Origin of the sequence: Aestuariimicrobium sp. p3-SID1156 (genome assembly GCF_025144225.1) — a bacterium.
Taxonomy (GTDB): Bacteria; Actinomycetota; Actinomycetes; order Propionibacteriales; family Propionibacteriaceae; genus Aestuariimicrobium.
Window position 1 is genome coordinate 266705 of sequence record NZ_JALXXB010000002.1, and the last position, 17741, is coordinate 284445.

The following is a 17741-nucleotide window of genomic DNA, read 5'->3' on the forward strand; positions in this document are numbered from 1 at the left end:
CTCCTGAAGTGAAACTCCAGCGAGCGCAGTCAACTCCAGAAGGCGCAGTCAATTCCAGAAAGCGCGCAGTCAATTCCAGAAAGCGCGCAGTCAATTCCAGAAAGCGCAGTCAATTCCAGAAAGGGAGTGCGATGAGAGGCATCGGCAAGGCCACCGTGGCGGCCCTCGCCAGCGGGTTCGTCCTGGCCCTGGCGGCCGTGGTCTGGGCAGTCCAGGCCGACGCGTCTCTCGCGCCGCTGCCCGGACGCAGTGAGACCGACCCCGGCACCAACCTGGCCGCCGGCATGACACGTCTGGCGACCTGGGCTGCCGGTCTGGGCACCCTGACTCTCTTGGCGATGGCAGCCTTCGGGCGCCACAGCTCGGTCGATGCCCACTCGGCAGCCGCCCGCGCGCATCGCCATGAGCAGGACGAGCGGGCCCACTGGCTGACCCGCACGGCGCGGTTCACCAGCCTGCTGTGGTTCGTGGCCTCGATCGTGGGTGTCTTCACGGTCACGGCGGCCGATGCCCGCCTGCCCCTCGGCTATGTGGCGGCCGACCTGGGTACCCACATCAGCGCCTCGCAGACCGCCCAGCTGTGGGTGCTGGCGGCGATCCTGGTCTTCCTGGTCTCGGTGATCCTCGGTTTCTCCCGCTCCCTGGGCGGCGTGGCTGCCGCCGGCTACCTGTCCCTGCTGGCGCTGCTGCCTCCGGTGGTGGTCGGGTTCGTCTCGGTCGGTGCCGATCATGACTTCGCCACCGATGCGATGATCCTGCTCACGCTCGCCGCGAGTGCCTGGTGGCCGCTGGCGATTGCCACGGCGCTGACCCGACACGAGGCCGAGGACCAGCGTCCCGCCGAGGCCGAGGCGCTGCGTCGCTACCGACGCATCTCGACCCCGGCCTCGCTCATGGTCTTCGCCGGTGCCGCCGTGGTGAGCTGGCAGGCGATGGCCGGTTTCCCGGTGGGGGAGGGCAGTTTCGGCCTTGCCCGTCTGCTGCTGGTGGTGACCTCCGGTTTCCTCGCGGTGCTCAGCGTGGCCCGACTGGTCACCCGCAACGATGCCCTGACCCGTCAGACCCTGCCGGTCGACATCTTCCTGGGCCTCGTCCAGGTCGGCCTGTGGGTGGCCAGTGAGGCGCTCACCCCGCCGCGCTACAGCATCCCCCAGGACACGCAGACCAACTACCTCGGCTACACCATCAACACGCCCCCCACCTTCTGGACGCTGATCGGCCCCGGACGCCCCAACGTCCTGCTCGTCACCATCGCGCTCTTTGCCATCGGTGCCTATGTGCTCGGGTTCGTGATCCTGCGCCGCCGCGGTGACCGCTGGCCGGTCACCCGCCTGGTCTGGTGGATCGTCGGCTGGATGGTCATGCTTGCCATCACCGCCACCGGGCTGTGGAGTTATGGTGGCGCGTCCTTCAGCCTGCACATGATCACCCACATGACCGCCAACATGATGGCGCCGGTGCTGATCGTGATGGGGGCCCCGATCACCCTGGCCCTGCGGGTGCTGCCCGATGGCGACCACCGCGGCACCCGCGGCACCCGTGAGCTGCTGCAGGAGCTGCTGGCCTGGAAGCCCCTGGAGTACCTGCTGCACCCGCTGGCGGTCTGGTTCTACTTCGTCAGCTCCTTCTACATCCTCTACTTCACCGAGCTGTTCGGCACCCTGATGCGCTACCACTGGGGCCACCAGTTGATGACGGTGCACTTCCTGATCACCGGCATGCTCTTCTACGGCCTGGTGATCGGTGAGGACCGTCCGCCCCGTCCGCTGCCGCATGTGGGCAAGATCGGCTTCCTGTTCGCAGCGATGCCCTTCCACGCCTTCTTCGCGGTGACGATGATGAGCTCCCCGCGCCTGTTCGGTGGGGACTTCTACCGGGCCCTCGACGTGCCGTGGGTCAAGGACCTGATGGCCGACCAGCACACCGGCGGGTCGATCACCTGGGCCAGCGGTGAGATCCCGATGGTCATCGTCATCCTGTTCCTGCTGGTGCAGTGGCAGCGCCAGGAGCGCCGCGAGGCCTCCCGCTTCGACCGCGCCCAGGACACCGGACTGGATGACTCCTTCGACTCCTACAACGAGATGCTGGCCCGACTGGCCGAGCGGGACAAGCTGGACGCCAAGTGACCCAAGTAGCCGACGCACCGACAGCCCAGGGGACCCCGGACCCCCGGGAGATCATCGAACTCGACATCAGCGGCATGACCTGTGCCGCCTGCGCCGCGCGCATCGAGAAGAAGCTGAACAAGCTCGAGGGCGTCAACGCGACGGTGAACTACGCCACCGAGCGGGCTGTGGTCACCGGTCCGGTGGATGCCGCCCAGGCCATCGCCACCGTCGAGAAGGCGGGGTACGAGGCCGCTGAGGTCGCCGAGGACTCCGATTTCCACGAGACGGCCGCCGCCGACCGCATCGCCTCGCTGCGTCGACGCCTGGCCGTGGCGGCCCTGCTCACCCTCCCGCTGGGCAACCTGGCCATCGTGCTGGCCCTGGTACCGAGCGTGCGCTTCCCGATGTGGGAATGGCTCTGTGTCCTGATCGCGATTCCGGTCGTGTTCTGGTGCGCCTGGCCCTTCCACCGGGCCACCTGGCGCAACCTGCGCCAGCGCTCCTTCTCGATGGACACCCTGGTCTCACTGGGTGTGCTGGCGGCCTTCAGCTGGTCGGTGGTCAGCATCGTGCTCGGGTCACCCGATGACGAGGGCTATTGGTTGGGCTATGGCATCACGCCCTCGGGCGCCGATGCGATCTACCTGGAGGTGGCCGCCGGCGTCACCACCTTCCTGCTCACCGGACGCTATTTCGAGGCCCGCGCCCGGCGCTCAGCCCAGGGCGTCCTCGGTGCCCTGAATGCCCTGGCCCCCACCTCGGTGCGCGTGCTGACCGCCGAGGGCACCGAGCAGATCATCGACATCCACCAGCTGCGACGCGGTGATCGCTTCGTGGTGCGCCCGGGGGAGCGGATCGCCGCCGATGCCCGCGTCGAGGAGGGCACCTCGGCGATCGACACCTCGATGATGACCGGCGAGCCCGTGCCCCGCGACGTGGAAGTCGGTGCCGAGGTGTTGGGCGGCACCATCAACCTCACCGGACGCCTGGTGCTCTCCGCCACTCGGGTCGGCGCCCACACCCAGCTCGCGCAGATGGCCACCCTCGCCGAACAGGCCCAGGCCCGCAAGGCGCGCGTGCAGACCCTGGTCGACAAGGTCGTCTCGGTCTTCGTCCCTGTGGTGCTCGGGCTCTCCCTGCTGACCCTGCTCGTCTGGTTGGCCGCCGGCTCGGGGACGCGCCATGCCTTCTCCGCCGCCATTTCGGTGCTCATCATCGCCTGCCCCTGTGCCCTGGGCCTGGCCACCCCGACCGCCCTGATGGTGGGCGTGGGACGCGGTGGACAGCTCGGCATCCTGATCAAGGGGCAGGACGCCCTCGAGGCCTCCGGCGAGATTGACACCGTCGTCTTCGACAAGACCGGCACCCTGACCACCGGCACCATGACCCTCGAACGCGTCGAGCCCTTCGGCGGCCTGGATGCCGACGAGCTGCTCACCCTGGCCGCCGCCGTCGAACAGCATTCGGAGCACCCGCTGGGTCGTGCGGTCGCGGCCGCCGCGCCCCAAGGCGGCACGTTGCCCGCCGTGGAGGACTTCACCGCACAACCGGGCAGGGGAGTGACCGCCACCTGGGAGAGCCGCCGCGTCCGGATCGGCAATGCCGCTCACCTGCTCGAGGGTGAGGCCGTCGACCTCGCCCCCGCCCGGGAGCTGCTCGAGGCCGAGGCGGCCCGCGGTCACACCGTGCTGCTGGTGGCCCTCGACCAGGAGCTGGCCGGGGCCCTCGTGGTCGCCGACACCCTGCGGGACTCGGCCGCCGAGGCCGTCGCCGCGGTCAATAAGATGGGCCTGCGCACCGTGCTGCTCAGTGGTGACACCGAGGCCGCAGCCCGCCAGGTGGCGTCCCAGCTCGGCATCGACGAGGTGATTGCCGGGGTGATGCCCAGCCAGAAGGCCGAGACCATCCAGGCGATCCAGGCCCAGCCCGGGCCGCGCCGGGGCCGTCGCCGCGTGGCGATGGTGGGCGATGGCATCAACGATGCGTCCGCCCTGGCCACCGCCGACCTCGGCCTGGCCCTGGTGAGCGGCACCGACATCGCGATGAAGAGCGCCGACATCATCCTGGTGCGCCAGCACCTCTCCGTGATCCCGGACGCTCTGCTGCTGGCCCGACGCACCCTGCGCACGATCCGCGGCAACCTGCTGTGGGCCTTCGGCTACAACGTGGCCGCCATCCCGCTCGCTGCCCTCGGCTTCCTGAACCCGCTCATCGCCGGCCTGGCGATGAGCCTGTCGAGTGTCTTCGTGGTCAGCAACAGCCTGCGGCTGCGCTCCTTCCAGTCCACAGCCGCCCCGCACCGCTGAGCCCCGTCGACCCTCTCAGGCTGAGCCACAGGTCCCTCTTGCGATCGCAAACTGCTGCGAGGGCTTCGCCGACGCCTCGGTGTGCACGATCGTTCACGGGCTTGGTCGTTGACAGATCATCGATTCACACACGTCATCTTGCTGTTGCCTGACGTGCACCCGGCGTTGTGCTGCGGTTACCCCACGACCACCCCGGCAACACCTTCGTGGCCAGCCTCATCGGGTCCCCTCCCATCACGCTGATGGAGGGCGTCCGGGTGCAGGAGGGCCGCGCCGAGATGGGCCGCGAGCACACCGTGGACCTCGGCATCCCCCGCGAGCAGGCGAGCAGGGCCCAGGGTTCGGTCATCGTCGGCGTCCGCCCCGAAGCCTGGGAGATCGTCGGTGAGGGGGAGGCACATCGTGATGACGCCGTTCCTCTCAAGGTCATCATGATCGAGCACCTCGGGTCGGAGGCCTTCCTCTACCGCGAGGCCATGATGACCGAGGACAGCACCGTGACCATCCGCGGTGGCCGGGTGGTCGTCCGCGCCGACAAGCGCCACCCGGTGGTTGTGGACCAGATCATCCAGGCCCGACCGCGGTTCGGGGAGTCCTACTTCTTCGCCCGGAGACCGAGACCAACCTCGAGTACCTCTGAGGCGTCGCCCCGGCGGGTGCCCGTGCCCCCGTGGGGGGTGGGCTAGATTGTTCCCGTGGCCGATACCGTTGAGAACGCACGCAACACCCCTGATGTCGAGCAGCCCTGGGCTGAGCTCGGGCTGAAGGCTGAGGAGTACCAGCGCATCCGCGAGATCCTGGGACGCCGCCCCACCGGCGCCGAGCTCGCCATGTACTCGGTGATGTGGTCTGAGCACTGCTCCTACAAGAGCTCCAAGGTGCACCTCAAGCGGTTCGGCGTGCTCGAGCAGACCACCCCCCGCGGCCCGCTGCTGGCCGGTATCGGTGAGAACGCTGGCGTGGTCGACATCGGCCAGGGCTATGCGGTCACCTTCAAGGCCGAGTCCCACAACCACCCCTCCTACGTGGAGCCCTACCAGGGTGCCGCCACCGGCGTCGGTGGCATCGTCCGCGACATCCTGGCCATGGGTGCCCGCCCGATCGGCGTGATGGACTCCCTGCGCTTCGGCCCCCTGGACGCCCCCGACACCGCGCGCGTGCTGCCCGGTGTCGTCGCCGGCGTCGGCGGCTACGGCAACTGCCTGGGCCTGCCCAACATCGGTGGCGAGGTCTGCTTCGACAAGTCCTACTACGGCAACCCTCTGGTCAACGCCCTGTGCGTGGGCCTGCTGAAGCATGAGGACCTGCACCGCGCCCACGCCTCGGGTGTCGGCAACAAGGTGATCATGTACGGCGCTGCCACCGGCGGCGACGGCATCGGCGGTGCCTCGATCCTGGCCTCGGAGACCTTCGACGACACCAAGCCCAGCAAGCGTCCCAGCGTGCAGGTCGGCGACCCCTTCATGGAGAAGCTGCTGATCGAGTGCACCCTGGAACTCTTCGCCGAGAACCTGGTCACCGGCATCCAGGACTTCGGTGCCGCCGGCATCTCGTGTGCGACCTCCGAGCTGGCCAGCGCCGGGGACGGTGGCATGCACGTCACCCTGGACGTGGTCCCGCTGCGTGACCCGAGCCTGGCGCCCGAGGAAATCCTCATGAGTGAATCCCAGGAGCGCATGATGGCGGTCGTCGAACCGCAGAACGTCGAGCGATTCCTGGAGATCTGCGCAAAATGGGACGTCCTGGCCACCGTGGTCGGCGAGGTCACCGAGGGCGATCGCCTCATCATCGAATGGCATGGCGAGACCATCGTCGACGTGGACCCGAAGACCGTGGCCCACGACGGCCCGGTCTACGAGCGTCCCCACCAGCGGCCGACCTGGATCGACGAGCTCAACGCCCACCGTGCCGAGGACCTGCCGCGCGCCACCGACCCGGCCGAGCTCGCGCAGCAGGCCGTACGCGTGATCTCCTCGAGCCACAGCGCCGACAAGTCCTGGATCACCGACCAGTATGACCGTTACGTGCGCGGCAACTCGGTCCTCGCCCAGCCGGAGGACTCCGGCATGCTGCGCATCGACGAAGAGACCAACCTGGGAATCTCGCTGGCGATCGACGCCAACGGACGCTTCTGCCAGTTGAACCCCTACCTCGGCGCCCAGCTCGCGCTCTCCGAGTCCTACCGCAATGTCGCCGTGGGTGGCGCGGAACCGGTCGCGGTCACCGACTGCCTCAACTTCGGTTCCCCGGAGGACCCCGAGGTGATGTGGCAGTTCGTCGAGGCGATCATGGGCCTGGTCGAGGGCTGCCGGGCCTTCGGCACCCCGGTCACCGGCGGCAACGTGAGCTTCTACAACCAGACCGGAACCACCCCGATCCTCCCCACCCCGACCGTGGGCATGCTCGGTGTCATCGACGACGTCACCAAGCGCCTCCCCATGGGCTTCAAGCACGAGGGGGACGCCCTGGTCCTGCTGGGTACGAGCAGGGACGAACTGTCCGGCTCGGTCTGGGCCGACGTCATCCACGATGGTCACCTCGGCGGCATGCCCCCCCAGGTCGACTTCGACGCGGAGAAGGCGCTGGCCAAAGTCATGATCGCGGCCTCCCAGGAGGGTCTGGTCAGCTCGGCCCACGACCTCGCCGACGGCGGCCTCATCGTGGGCCTGGCCGAGAGCTGCCTGCGCCACGACAAGGGCGTCGCCCTCACCCTGCCCGACACCGGTCTGGACGCCACCAGCATGCTCTTCGGCGAGTCCGTCGCGAGGGCCCTGGTCACGCTGCCGGGCGCGTCCCTGAAGCGTTTCGAGGAACTGTGCGCCGAGCACGGCGTCCCGATGGAGCGCATCGGAGAGGTCACCGGTGAGGACAAGCTGGAAATCCAGGGTCTGTTCACCCTGGACCTGCCCGAGGTCCGTGAGGCCTGGAGCGCCACCCTGCCGAACGCCCTGGCCTGAGCCCCGCCCGCCTTCACTGGCCGGGGCTGGGGGGCAGCGGGGAGCTCAGCCCAGGGTGAGGGTCACCGAGCGGGAGCGCCCCAGAGCCGTCGTGGCCCAGACCGGGTGGTCGCCGGGCTCCACGGACGCCGGCAGGGTCACGCGGACGGTCCTGTCATCCACGGCCTTCGCGGGGAGCATCACCTGCCCGACGCCCACCTTCTGTACCTTGGTCATCCCGGAGCCGCTGAGCGTCAGGGTTCGCACTCCGTCCGCGTCGGTCGCCACGGAGGCTGAGGACGCGGTGGGAACCATCGCCGCGGCGGCCGAGGCGTCCACCACGCCAAGCCCACAATTGCAGCCCGCCTTCACGGGGGTGACGCTCTTGCGCAGGATCGCCAGCATGTCCTCCCGGCCCAGGGTGGGGTTCAGCGACCAAACCAGCGCCAACAGACCGGAGACATGTGGGGCCGCCATCGACGTGCCCTGCTGCCCGGCCCACCCATTGCGCACCGTGCTCACGATGGTGTCGAAACCGGAGCCGCCGGGTGCTGACAGTGTGACGGCATGCCCGAAGTTCGAGTAGGGGGCACGGGTCGACTGGCGGGTGGTCGCACCAACATTGACCACGCCGGAGCAGTTGCCGGGGGTGATCCGGGAAGCGTCCTTGCCATCATTGCCGGCGGCGGTCACCACAATGGCGCCCAGCCGTTGCACCATGGTGAAGGCTCGCTGCAGGTCACTCTCGCACCTCATCTCCCCCTGCATCGACAGGTTCAGGATCCGCGCGGGATAGGGGTTCATCGCCATCGTCGGCACGCGACCACCAGCGGCCCAGACGACCGCGTCGATCACATCGGCCATGTCACCACCGCAGCTTCCCAGCACTCGGATCGGCACCACATTCGCCCCCGGTGCGATGCCGGCGATGCCCACCGCATTGTTCCGGCGGGCGGCGATGATGCCGGCCACGTGGGTGCCGTGCCACTCCGGCGGGACGCCCTCGCAGGCGGCGGTCGGTTCGGACGGGTCGGAGTCCCGGCCGTTCCCATCGCCGGCGTCATAGGTATGGGAGACGAAGTCCCAGCCGCCCAGCCAGGCGCCGTTGAGATCCGTGTTCGGGCTGCGTCCTGAGTCGAGCACCGCCACACGGGCGCCCTGTGCGGTGGTGCGGTCCCACACGGACTGGACGCGCAGACCGCCCGGTGCATCCCACAGGTTCCACTGGTCGCTCCAGCGGGGGTCGTTCGGGGCTGCCGCCGACCTGGTCAGGCGGGCATTGAGTGAGGCGCTGACCACCTCGGGACGCTGCCGCAGCGCATCGCGATAGTCCACTGCGTCTCCCTCGACGGCGACCAGTAGGGCGCCGGTCGCGAGCGTCCGCACGATCTGCGGGCGGGTGGCGCCCACCCGGGTGGCTGCAGCGAGCAGGGTGGCGTCGCGCTGGGAGGCGTCCATCTGGCTGAGGGTGACGATCACCTCACCGCGGCGGTGGGTCGGCTCAGGGCGTTGCCGGGCGGGCTTGTCCGGGGAGGCGGGGCGTGGGCTTGGCTGCACCCACGGCCGGTTGACGGGTCCGGTCGGCAGGCGCGTCGTACTCGGGTTGGCGGAAGGGGCGGGAGAGTCGGGGGAGCTGGGGGAGCCCGAGGAACTGTTGGAGCGGGTGGGGCTGGAGGAGGGCGTGCCCGAAGGGCTCGGCTGCGGGGCGGGAACCGTCGTCGGCAACGCGCCCTGCGCCGGGACCGGGAGCCCCCAGCCCACGCTGCCGGCGGCGATCAGGACGGCGTGGAGGATGCTGAGGATGACCAGCTTTGCGTTGTACCACCAGGGCAGGAACATGGCTCCTCCAATCGCGGCCATCCTAAGCGTGGAGAGGCCATAAACCCATCCCGCCCGCATCCTGTCCCAGCCCGCCAGTTACCCTCACTGAGAGGAATACTACGAACGGTCGTAGCCGAAAGGGGTACAGGGCGTGCGCGCAGTCATTGTTGGCGCGGGAATCACCGGCCTGCTCGTCGCGCGCAGGCTTCAGCAGGCGGGCTTCGAGGTGGTCGTCCACGAAGCCAGCGACCGCATCGGTGGCCAAATTCACACCATCGAGTTCGAGGGCCACCCGGTGGATGTCGGCGCCGAAGCGATGCACCTGGGCGCACCGGCGGTGAAGAAGCTCGTTGCCGAGTTGGGTCTCAGCGACCGGATCGTGCCCGCCAATGACGGCGGCTCCCTGCTGCTCACCCACCAGGGTCTGCGCCCCCTGCCGGCCGGCGTCGGACCCACCGGACCGACGAAGATCTGGCCCGTGGTGCGCTCGGGCATCATGACGCTGCCGGGCATGGCCCGCGCCGGGCTGGAGCCGCTGCTGGCACGTCTTCGCAAGAGCCCGGAGGACCAGTCGGTCGGCAGCTTCATCCGGGGACGCTTTGGCAACGAGGTTGTTGACCTCTTCGTCGACCCGTTGCTGGGCAACCTGCACTCCGGTGATGTCGACAAACTGTCGCTGCACTCCACTGCCCCGCAACTGATCGGCAGGGCCACCGAAGGGACCTCGCTGCTGCCCAAGCCCACGCGCCCCACCCGTGCGACGCTGTTCCGCAGGCCGCCGAAAACCCCCGGACCGAACTTGTTCAGCTCGCTGCCCACCGGCCTGCATGAGTTCGTGGACGCGGTCGCCGAGGGCCTCGACGTCCGGCTCAACTCCCCGGTCACCGCGGTCGAGGCCACTGATGGGCGCTGGGTCGTCCAGACTGCGCAGGGCCCCGAACAGGCGGATGCCCTCGTCCTGGCCTGCCCTGCCGGTGCCGCCGCGAAGCTCCTCGAGCCGGTCGCCCCGAACGCCTCCCGAGAGCTCGCACAGACCGCCACCGCCTCGGTGGCCACCCTCGTGCTGACCTACGACAGGTCCCAGCCCAACCAGCTGCTCGACGAGGCCAACGGCCTGCTGCTGCCCTCCACCTCGGGACGGCTGGTCAAGGCGCTCACCAACCTTTCGCGCAAGTGGCCGCAGGTCGCCGATCCCGAACGCCATATCGTGCGGGTCTCGGTGGGACGCGCCGGGCAGCAGCGGCTGGCCACCCTCACCGATGAGCGCCTGGTGGACATCGTCGCCGGGGAGCTCCACGACATCGCCGGCCTGCCCGAGCGCCCCACCAGCAGCCGGGTCGTCAGATGGCAGGAAGCCTTGCCGCAGCTCGAGGTCGGGCACGCCGCCCGGCTGCGCAGCGTCCGAAAGGTGCTGGAGGAGCTGCCGCCCATCGCCCTGGCGGGTGGACCCTATGACGGACTGGGCATCGGCTCAACCGTGAAATCCGCCGAGGCGCGCGCCGCAGAACTGATCACCCGCCTCACCCCTGCGTCCCAGAATGACCCCGAGGAGAAGCCATGACCACGATGACCGAACCCGTGACCCGCCGCGGACCCGTGGTGCGGATGGGGCACTACGACCCCAAGGACCGCCCCTTCATCGTGATCTGGGAGGTCACCCGCGCCTGCGCCCTGGTCTGCAAGCACTGCCGCGCCGACGCCCAGCACCATGCGCACCCCGACCAGCTCACTACCGAGCAGGGCAAGGCGTTGCTGTCCGAGATTGCCGGTTTCGGCAAGCCGCAGCCGATCGTGGTGCTGACCGGCGGTGACCCCTTCGAGCGTGCCGATCTTGCTGAGCTGGTGCGCTACGGCACCGAACTGGGGCTGGCGATGTCGCTGTCGCCCTCGGTGACCCCGAAGCTGACCCGCGAACGCGTCCGTGAGATGCATGAGGCCGGCGGCAAGGCGATGTCGGTCTCTCTCGATGGCGCCGTCTCGCGCACGCACGACGCCTTCCGCGGCATCGACGGCACCTTCGACAAGACCGTCGAGGCAGCGCACATGATCACCGAGGAGGGCTTCCGGCTGCAGGTCAACACCACCATCACCAATGGCAATGTGCGGGAGCTGCCGCTGCTCCTCAAGGACGTCATCGGGATGACGGCCAAGATGTGGTACCTGTTCTTCCTCGTCCCCACCGGTCGCGGCGCCCAGCTGCAGGCCCTCAGCCCGCAGGACAAGGAGGACGTGCTGCACTGGCTTCACGACATCTCCGACCGGATCGCGATCAAGACCACCGAGGCGCCGCAGTACCGTCGCGTCGCCCTCCAGCGGGACGCCCTGCGCCAGGCCGGCGAGCCGCTGCCTGTTCGGGGCGAGCTGTGGCAGTACCTCACCGATGAGACCACCCGGCTGCTGGGCGAGGCCCCGGAGAAGCCGCGCATGCCCCGGGCCCCGATGGCGGTGAACTCCGGCAACGGGTTCGCTTTCATCGACCACGTCGGCGACGTCTACCCCTCGGGCTTCCTGCCGTTCGTCTGCGGGAACGTGAAGGAGCAGTCCTTCCGCGAGATCTACCGCGAGTCCCCGATCATGAAGCAGCTGCGTGAACCGGATGGTTTCCACGGCAAGTGCGGGGCGTGCGAGTTCAACGAGTTCTGCGGAGGCTCACGCTCCCATGCGTACGCGGTCACCGGCGACATGCTGGCCTCGGACCCCACCTGCCCCTGGGTGCCGGAGGGCTGGAACGGTCCGCGCCCCTGAACCGGCCTACTGCGCGCCGTGGTTTCGCACTCGGACCAGCGACGTCGGCGGTTCAAGTGCGGGTTTACGGCGCGTAGTAGCGGGATCTGAGCGGTCGGTTCCGAACCCCGCTCAGTAGGCTGGCGACATGACCGACCTCACCGCGCGTATCGACCAGCTCCTGCCCGCCGCCGTCGACGACCTGACCCGTCTGGTCTCGATCCAGTCCATCAGTTCGCTGCCCGACCACGCCGATCGCGTGCAGGCCAGCGCTGATGAGGTCGTCCGGATGCTCACCGAGGTCGGCTGCCCCGACGTCCGCATCGTCGAGGAGGGCGGCAAGCCCGCCGTCATCGCCCGCTTCCCCGCGCCCGAGGGCAAGCCGACGGTCTGCCTCTACGCCCACCACGACGTGCAGCCGACCGGCCCCGTTGACGGCTGGACCAACGCCCCCTTCGAGGCAGAGACCCGCAACGGTCGCCTCTACGGACGCGGAACCGCCGACGACAAGGGCGGCTTCATCGCCCACCTGCTGGCCCTGCGTGCCTTCGACGGCAAGCCTCCGGTCGGCGTCACCCTGTTCATCGAGGGTGAGGAGGAGATCGGCTCCCCATCCCTGGCCACCATCATCGAGCGCCACCAGGAGCTGCTGGCCGCCGACGTCTTCGTGATCATGGACTCGGTCAACTGGGAGGCTGGCAAGCCTGCCTTCACCACCACCCTGCGCGGCGTCGCCGACGTCGAGGTCACCCTCAAGACCCTCGAACACCCACTGCACTCCGGTCAGTTCGGTGGTGTCGTCCCGGACGCCGTGGGCGCCATGATCAAACTGCTCTCCACCCTCACCGACGAGAACGGTGCCTGCGCCATCGAGGGCATGAAGTCCTCCCAGGCCGCCGATCTCGAGTACCCCGAGGATCGCCTGCGCGAGGAGGCCGGCCTGCTGGAGGGCGTCGACTTCATCGGCTCCGGCTCCTTCGTCGACCGCATGTGGACCAAGCCCGCCGTGACCGTGCTCGCCATGGACCTGCCCGAGGTGGCGATGGCGTCCAACACCCTGCAGCCGAGCTGCCGCGCCAAGGTCGGCATCCGCGTCGCTCCCGGCGACGATGCCCGCAGCGCCCTGGAAGCGCTCAAGGCGCACCTGGTCAAGCACACCCCCTGGGGCGCCCAGATCTCCTTCGGCGCGGAGGCGGCCGGCAACCCCGGCGTCATTCCTTTCGAGGGCGAGGTGTGTGAGAAGGCCATGGCGGCCTGGGGCAAGGCCTTCGGCGTCGAGCCGGTGTTCGTCGGCTGCGGTGGCTCGATCCCGATGGTGTCCGACTTCCAGAAAGCCTTCCCGGACGCGACCGTGCTGGTGGCTGCCGTCACCGACCCCGACTCCCGTATGCACGGGCTCGATGAGTCACTGGACGTCGCTGACCTCGGCCACGCCGCCCTCGCCGAGGCCCTCCTGATGGAGAAGCTGGCTCGCTGATGAGCGGTCCCGGGTTCGAGAACTGGATCGACCGCCAGATCCGCGAGGCCACCGAGCGCGGTGAGTTCGACAACCTGCCCGGGGCCGGAAAGCCGCTCAACCTGGGCGACCCGAATGACGAGCTGTGGTGGGTGCGGCGCAAGCTGAAGGACGAAGACCTCAGCGCCGCACTCCCCACCAGCCTGCAATTGCGCAAGGAGAAGGCCGCCATTCAGGACGCCCTCGCCGGCGTCCGCAGCGCGCAGTTGGCGAAAGAACTGATCGAAGACCTCAACGCCCGCATCAGGGACGCAAATGTGCGCCAGGTCGAGGGCGTCCCGATCTTCACCGCGCCACTGGACGTCGAGGCCACGCTGGAGGAGTGGCGGGCGGGTCAACCTAGAGGAAGATCGTGACGTGGAGCGCGTGCCGATGCGGCGATTGGAACCCTGTGCGTGATTCAACCGCGACTGAGTCGAGAGACTCTTGACAACGCGGTGATTTGCTGTCACAGTTCAAATCACGTGGGTAACAGCACCCACGACAATGAAGGGCGCATGCAATGAATTGTCGACGTTCTCTCGTTGTGATTCCAGCTTTTGCGGTGGCTATTTCTGCTCAAGTATCGCCAGCTGTCGCCGCGACAACGGCGGAGGGGCCTTGGACCTCGCAAGTGTACAGCTGTGGATCGAAGTATCCGTCCGGCCAAACCACGGGCTATGTGCGGGTGCGGGTCACGGTAGCCGGTTATACGAATAGTAATGCGTTCGCCTATCCTGGGGGCAAAGTTTCTGCGACCGGCGCCAGTCATTCGGGGACAGTCACTAGCTATGCTGATACGAATATCACCTCTTGGGGGTTCAGCGGATGCGTGGCCGGGATCTAGTCGCCATAGGTGTGGCGCTAGCTGTTCTCTCGGGATGTGCTCCGGAGGTGGCAAGCCCCACTGCCGCCAGCTCCACCACAATCATCGACACCAGCGCCATCGAACCCACCAAGCTTCCGCCCTCGCGATGGAAACCGAAGCATCCGCTGGCTCCCGTCCAGATGAGCGAGGATGAGAAGCTCTCTCGTCGCAAGGCTGATCTTGACAATCAGGCGAAATCCTATGGCTTGACCCCATGGGAATACCCAGCTCTGGTTCGATGGATTGTTCCTGAACAAATCGCCTCTGTCATGGTGCCTTGCCTCAAGCAGCGCGGCTTCATTGTTGAGGGCTCGGCGGACGGACGGGGATACTCCGGTCAGACCGGTTCCCAGGATGAGGCCTTTGGTAGAGCCGAGGTGGAATGTTCTGCCATGTATTCAGTCGATCCTCGTCTGATGGGGGAGCCATCCCAGGACCAGAAGAGCCTGATCTATGACTATTGGGTCGAATTTCTCGTTCCGTGTTTGAAGAAGCATGGGATCAATCCGACGATTCCGAGTCGAGAGGTCTTCGTGTCCACCCCCACGCCGATGGCAGAGTATCCACACGACGATGAGAAGGTCGTGAAGGAATGCCCGTATGGCGCGCCGAGCCAGGCGCTGCTGGGAGAACTGTGAAGCGGCTGGCGCTGATCGCCGCGCTCCTCCTGGGGCTGGTTGCGGCGTTCTGGGCGGGGCGGGTCACCACACGCCCTGCCCCCGTGCCGACTGATGCCCCTGCTGAGGTGGTGTTGGCGAGGGTGACCGAGCAGACGGTGGGACGCGTACTCAACTTGAGCGTCACCGTTCAACAGCCTCTCGTCCCTGTGGCTGCCAATGCTCTCCCGGGCGTGGTCACTGCCGTCGGTAAGGGAGGTGTCGTCAAGAACGGCGACATCCTGTATGCCGTCAACAATGTGCCCGTGCGCGTCGTCGCCTCGCCCATACCCTTCTATCGAGCTTTGACTGTGGGGGTGAAGGGGCCCGACGTGAAGGCCCTGCGAGAAGCACTGGTGGCGTTGGGTCACGCCGAGACCGCCGGCGAAACTTATACCGAGGCAACGGCAGCAGCCGTCAAGGAATGGCAGAAATCCCTGGGTGCGCCGGTGACCGGCACCGTGGCACTGGGTGAGCTGGTGGCGATCCCCAGGCTGCCCAGCGCCGTCGTGCTTGACAGGAAGATCCTCATCCCCGGCGCCAAGCTGGCAGGGGACGAGAAACTCGTGCAGGTGCCCAGCGGCACGCCCATCTTCACACTCGTCCTCACCCGCGACCAAGCGACGCTGATTCCCGCTACGGCCACGGTCCAGGTGCCATGGCAGAAGCACACCTGGCCCGCCACGATCAGCAGCTCCGAGGCCAATGACCAGGGTCAGACCGTGCTGACCCTCCAAGCGCCCGATGGGGGCCCGGTGTGCGGTGCCCAGTGCGCCGAGGTCGCTGCCGGAGGAACCAAGTACCTGATGTCACGCATCCAGGTGGTGCCCCCGGCGACCGGGCCCGCCGTGCCCGTCACCGCGATCAGCACCGATGCCTCGGGTCAGGCCAGCGTCCTGGTCGTCAACGGCGACCAACGCGTCAGGCGTTTGGTGCAGGTCAAAGGGACCCAGGACGGGGTGTCAGTCGTCTCCGGTGTGACAGTGGGCGAGACCGTGCAGGTGTTCGCAGGGGCGCAGCCCGCAACGCCGGGGCAGCCTGCCGCCTCAGGGCAGTCCCAGCCCACCACCAAGGAGAGGTGAGATGACCCTGGCCGTGGACAGCCTGCGTTTCCGCTACGGCAAGGGTGAGGAACTCTTCGATGGGCTCACGCACGCCTTCACACCGGGCGCGGTCACCGCGCTCACCGGTCCCTCAGGGCGGGGGAAATCAACGCTGCTGTACGTGCTGGGCCTGCTGCTCACACCCAGCTCGGGCAGCGTCCTCATCGATGGACGCGAGGCATCACGACTGCGCGACGGGGCGCGCTCAGGCCTGCGTGCGTCAACGATCGGCTTCGTCTTCCAGGACTCAGAACTCGACCCGCACCGTACCGTCATCGACTCCGTGCTGGAACCGGCCCTCTATGCCGGGCACCGCAAACGAGCCATGGTGGGGCGGGCTCGTGAACTGCTCACCGAGTTCGGCCTGGAACACCGCGCCGACCACCGGCCCGGCCAGGTGTCGGGCGGGCAGGCGCAGCGGCTTGCCATCTGCCGTGCGCTGCTCAACGACCCGCCGATCGTGTTGGCCGATGAGCCCACCGGAAACCTCGACCGCGGCAACGCCGAGCTGGTGCTCGATGCCCTCTGCGGGGCGGCGCGCGCCCGTGACCACACTGTGGTGATCGCCACCCACGACCCGTATGTGCTCACCCGCGTGGACGAGGTGGTGGAACTGTGAGGCTGTCAGAGCTGGTGCGCGAATCATGGGCAATGACGTGGTTCTCGCGTATTCCCTCCGCGCTGATCATGGTCGTCGTAGCGGCGATGTGCGTGACCACACTCGTGACTGTGGGATCATCGGCGGGCGCGGTGGCGTCGGTGACCCAGCGATTGGAGGAGGCGGGGGCACGTCGTCTTGTGGTCGGGGACGGTGGGCGGCAGGGTTTCATCAACGGACGCACTCTCGGCGAGGTTCGCGCCGTGTCAGGAGTTCAGTCTGCGCACGCTCTGGGCCTGCCGTTCGACGCAGTCAATGGTGTGTTCGGGGCGGGCGGACCCTCGGTGCCGGTGTGGCCGGTGCTGGGCGAGACTTCCGGAATGGCGCGCCTGGTGCGAGGGCGTGCACCTCTGCCCGGGGAAGCAATTGTCTCGATCACGCGGCTCAACGCCCTGCGCCTGCAGGAACCTGCTGGTTACCTGGTGAACCCCGATACCCAGCAGCAGTACGCAATCGTGGGTGCCTTTGTTCCCGAGCCGGGCTTTGAGGACACCTCAGCCGGCGCCCTGGCTGTCGCCCCGCCGGACGCCATCGCCCAGGAACTGCGTATCATTGTCGACGACATCACGCGGGCACCCGTGACAGTGAAAGCTGTGATGGGCATTCTGTCACCGGCCGACCCCTCGACGGTGCGGGTGGAGTCACCCACAGCCCTGGCCCAGACGGCCCGGGACCTGCACGCCCAACTTGTCCGTCAGGGGAGGTCCCTGCTGTTCATGATTCTGGGAGCCGGCGGCTTCTTCGTCGCTGCCGTCGTCCTGGCTGACGTGCTGGTACGACGTCGGGACCTTGGACGCAGACGCACGCTGGGCATCAGCAGGCTCGACCTCATCGCGCTCGTCGTACTGCGCGCGCTGTGGACAGCTGCCCTCGGAGCGGCGCTGGGTGTGGCCCTCGGCTGGTGGCTCACCTCTCGGCAGGGGGTGAGCGTCCCAGCCGACTTCACTGTGGCAGCGGCGGTACTCGGGACGCTGATAGCAGCCATGGCGAGCATGCCACCCGCCGTCTTCGCAGCCACGCGCGACCCGGTGGCCGTCATGCGGACCCCGTAGTCGATCCTCGTCGG

13 protein-coding genes are annotated in these 17741 nt (G+C 68.0%); 12 read left to right on the forward strand and 1 reads right to left on the reverse strand.

The genetic code is table 11. The features are described 5' to 3' along the window. Positions 1-131 precede the first annotated feature (131 nt). From M3G03_RS03990 to purL, 4 genes are all read left to right on the forward strand, one after another. Positions 132-2126 carry a cytochrome c oxidase assembly protein gene (locus tag M3G03_RS03990; RefSeq protein WP_259808279.1) on the forward strand — a complete coding sequence of 665 codons (1995 nt, stop codon included), beginning with the start codon at positions 132-134 and terminating at the stop codon, positions 2124-2126. Then, complete coding sequence (locus M3G03_RS03995; RefSeq protein ID WP_259808280.1) at positions 2123-4414, forward strand: cation-translocating P-type ATPase; 2292 nt, start codon at positions 2123-2125, stop codon at positions 4412-4414. The genes M3G03_RS03990 and M3G03_RS03995 overlap by 4 nt, the downstream gene beginning before the upstream one ends. 167 nt (positions 4415-4581) lie before the next feature. Further along, positions 4582-5100 (forward strand): hypothetical protein, encoded by a 519-nt coding sequence (locus M3G03_RS04000; RefSeq protein ID WP_259808282.1) that lies wholly within the window; start codon positions 4582-4584, stop codon positions 5098-5100. Positions 5101-5109: 9 nt separating this feature from the next. Next, entirely contained in the window at positions 5110-7371 is a 2262-nt protein-coding gene (purL, locus tag M3G03_RS04005) for a phosphoribosylformylglycinamidine synthase subunit PurL (protein WP_259808284.1), read from the forward strand. Between the two features lie 45 nt (positions 7372-7416). Here purL and M3G03_RS04010 read toward each other — a convergent pair whose 3' ends face one another. Continuing rightward, positions 7417-9189: a S8 family serine peptidase gene (locus M3G03_RS04010; RefSeq protein ID WP_259808285.1), complete on the reverse strand. Its 1773-nt coding sequence runs from the start codon at positions 9187-9189 to the stop codon at positions 7417-7419. A 133-nt stretch (positions 9190-9322) separates the two neighbouring features. On the opposite strand from M3G03_RS04010, the gene hemG reads away from it, so the two are divergent. From hemG to M3G03_RS04050, 8 genes are all read left to right on the forward strand, one after another. Next, positions 9323-10732 (forward strand): protoporphyrinogen oxidase, encoded by a 1410-nt coding sequence (gene hemG, locus M3G03_RS04015; RefSeq protein WP_259808287.1) that lies wholly within the window; start codon positions 9323-9325, stop codon positions 10730-10732. Continuing rightward, positions 10729-11916: a TIGR04053 family radical SAM/SPASM domain-containing protein gene (locus tag M3G03_RS04020; RefSeq protein ID WP_259808289.1), complete on the forward strand. Its 1188-nt coding sequence runs from the start codon at positions 10729-10731 to the stop codon at positions 11914-11916. The genes hemG and M3G03_RS04020 overlap by 4 nt, the downstream gene beginning before the upstream one ends. 127 nt (positions 11917-12043) lie before the next feature. Further along, positions 12044-13372, forward strand: coding sequence for a dipeptidase (locus M3G03_RS04025; protein WP_259808291.1), 1329 nt, complete (start codon positions 12044-12046; stop codon positions 13370-13372). After that, complete coding sequence (locus M3G03_RS04030) at positions 13372-13767, forward strand: DUF1992 domain-containing protein (protein WP_259808292.1); 396 nt, start codon at positions 13372-13374, stop codon at positions 13765-13767. Before M3G03_RS04025 ends, M3G03_RS04030 begins: the two co-directional genes overlap by 1 nt. A 517-nt stretch (positions 13768-14284) precedes the next feature. Continuing rightward, positions 14285-14896, forward strand: a complete 612-nt coding sequence (locus M3G03_RS04035; RefSeq protein WP_259808293.1) for a hypothetical protein — start codon at positions 14285-14287, stop codon at positions 14894-14896. After that, positions 14851-15996: a peptidoglycan-binding protein gene (locus tag M3G03_RS04040; protein WP_259808294.1), complete on the forward strand. Its 1146-nt coding sequence runs from the start codon at positions 14851-14853 to the stop codon at positions 15994-15996. The genes M3G03_RS04035 and M3G03_RS04040 overlap by 46 nt, the downstream gene beginning before the upstream one ends. Before the next feature lies 1 nt (position 15997). Then, positions 15998-16636: an ABC transporter ATP-binding protein gene (locus M3G03_RS04045; protein WP_259808295.1), complete on the forward strand. Its 639-nt coding sequence runs from the start codon at positions 15998-16000 to the stop codon at positions 16634-16636. Then, complete coding sequence (locus tag M3G03_RS04050; RefSeq protein WP_259808296.1) at positions 16633-17727, forward strand: FtsX-like permease family protein; 1095 nt, start codon at positions 16633-16635, stop codon at positions 17725-17727. Before M3G03_RS04045 ends, M3G03_RS04050 begins: the two co-directional genes overlap by 4 nt. Positions 17728-17741 lie beyond the last annotated feature (14 nt).

Excerpts from the sequence above, each read along its gene's own strand:
- M3G03_RS04030 (WP_259808292.1), top strand. The coding sequence starts at position 13,372 with ATGAGCGGTCCCGGGTTCGAGAACTGGATCGACCGCCAGATCCGCGAG.
- M3G03_RS04045 (WP_259808295.1), top strand. The coding sequence starts at position 15,998 with ATGACCCTGGCCGTGGACAGCCTGCGTTTCCGCTACGGCAAGGGTGAG.
- M3G03_RS03990 (WP_259808279.1), top strand. The coding sequence starts at position 132 with ATGAGAGGCATCGGCAAGGCCACCGTGGCGGCCCTCGCCAGCGGGTTC.
- M3G03_RS04010 (WP_259808285.1), bottom strand. The coding sequence starts at position 9,189 with ATGTTCCTGCCCTGGTGGTACAACGCAAAGCTGGTCATCCTCAGCATC.
- M3G03_RS04040 (WP_259808294.1), top strand. The coding sequence starts at position 14,851 with ATGCCCGTATGGCGCGCCGAGCCAGGCGCTGCTGGGAGAACTGTGAAG.
- M3G03_RS04020 (WP_259808289.1), top strand. The coding sequence starts at position 10,729 with ATGACCACGATGACCGAACCCGTGACCCGCCGCGGACCCGTGGTGCGG.
- M3G03_RS04025 (WP_259808291.1), top strand. The coding sequence starts at position 12,044 with ATGACCGACCTCACCGCGCGTATCGACCAGCTCCTGCCCGCCGCCGTC.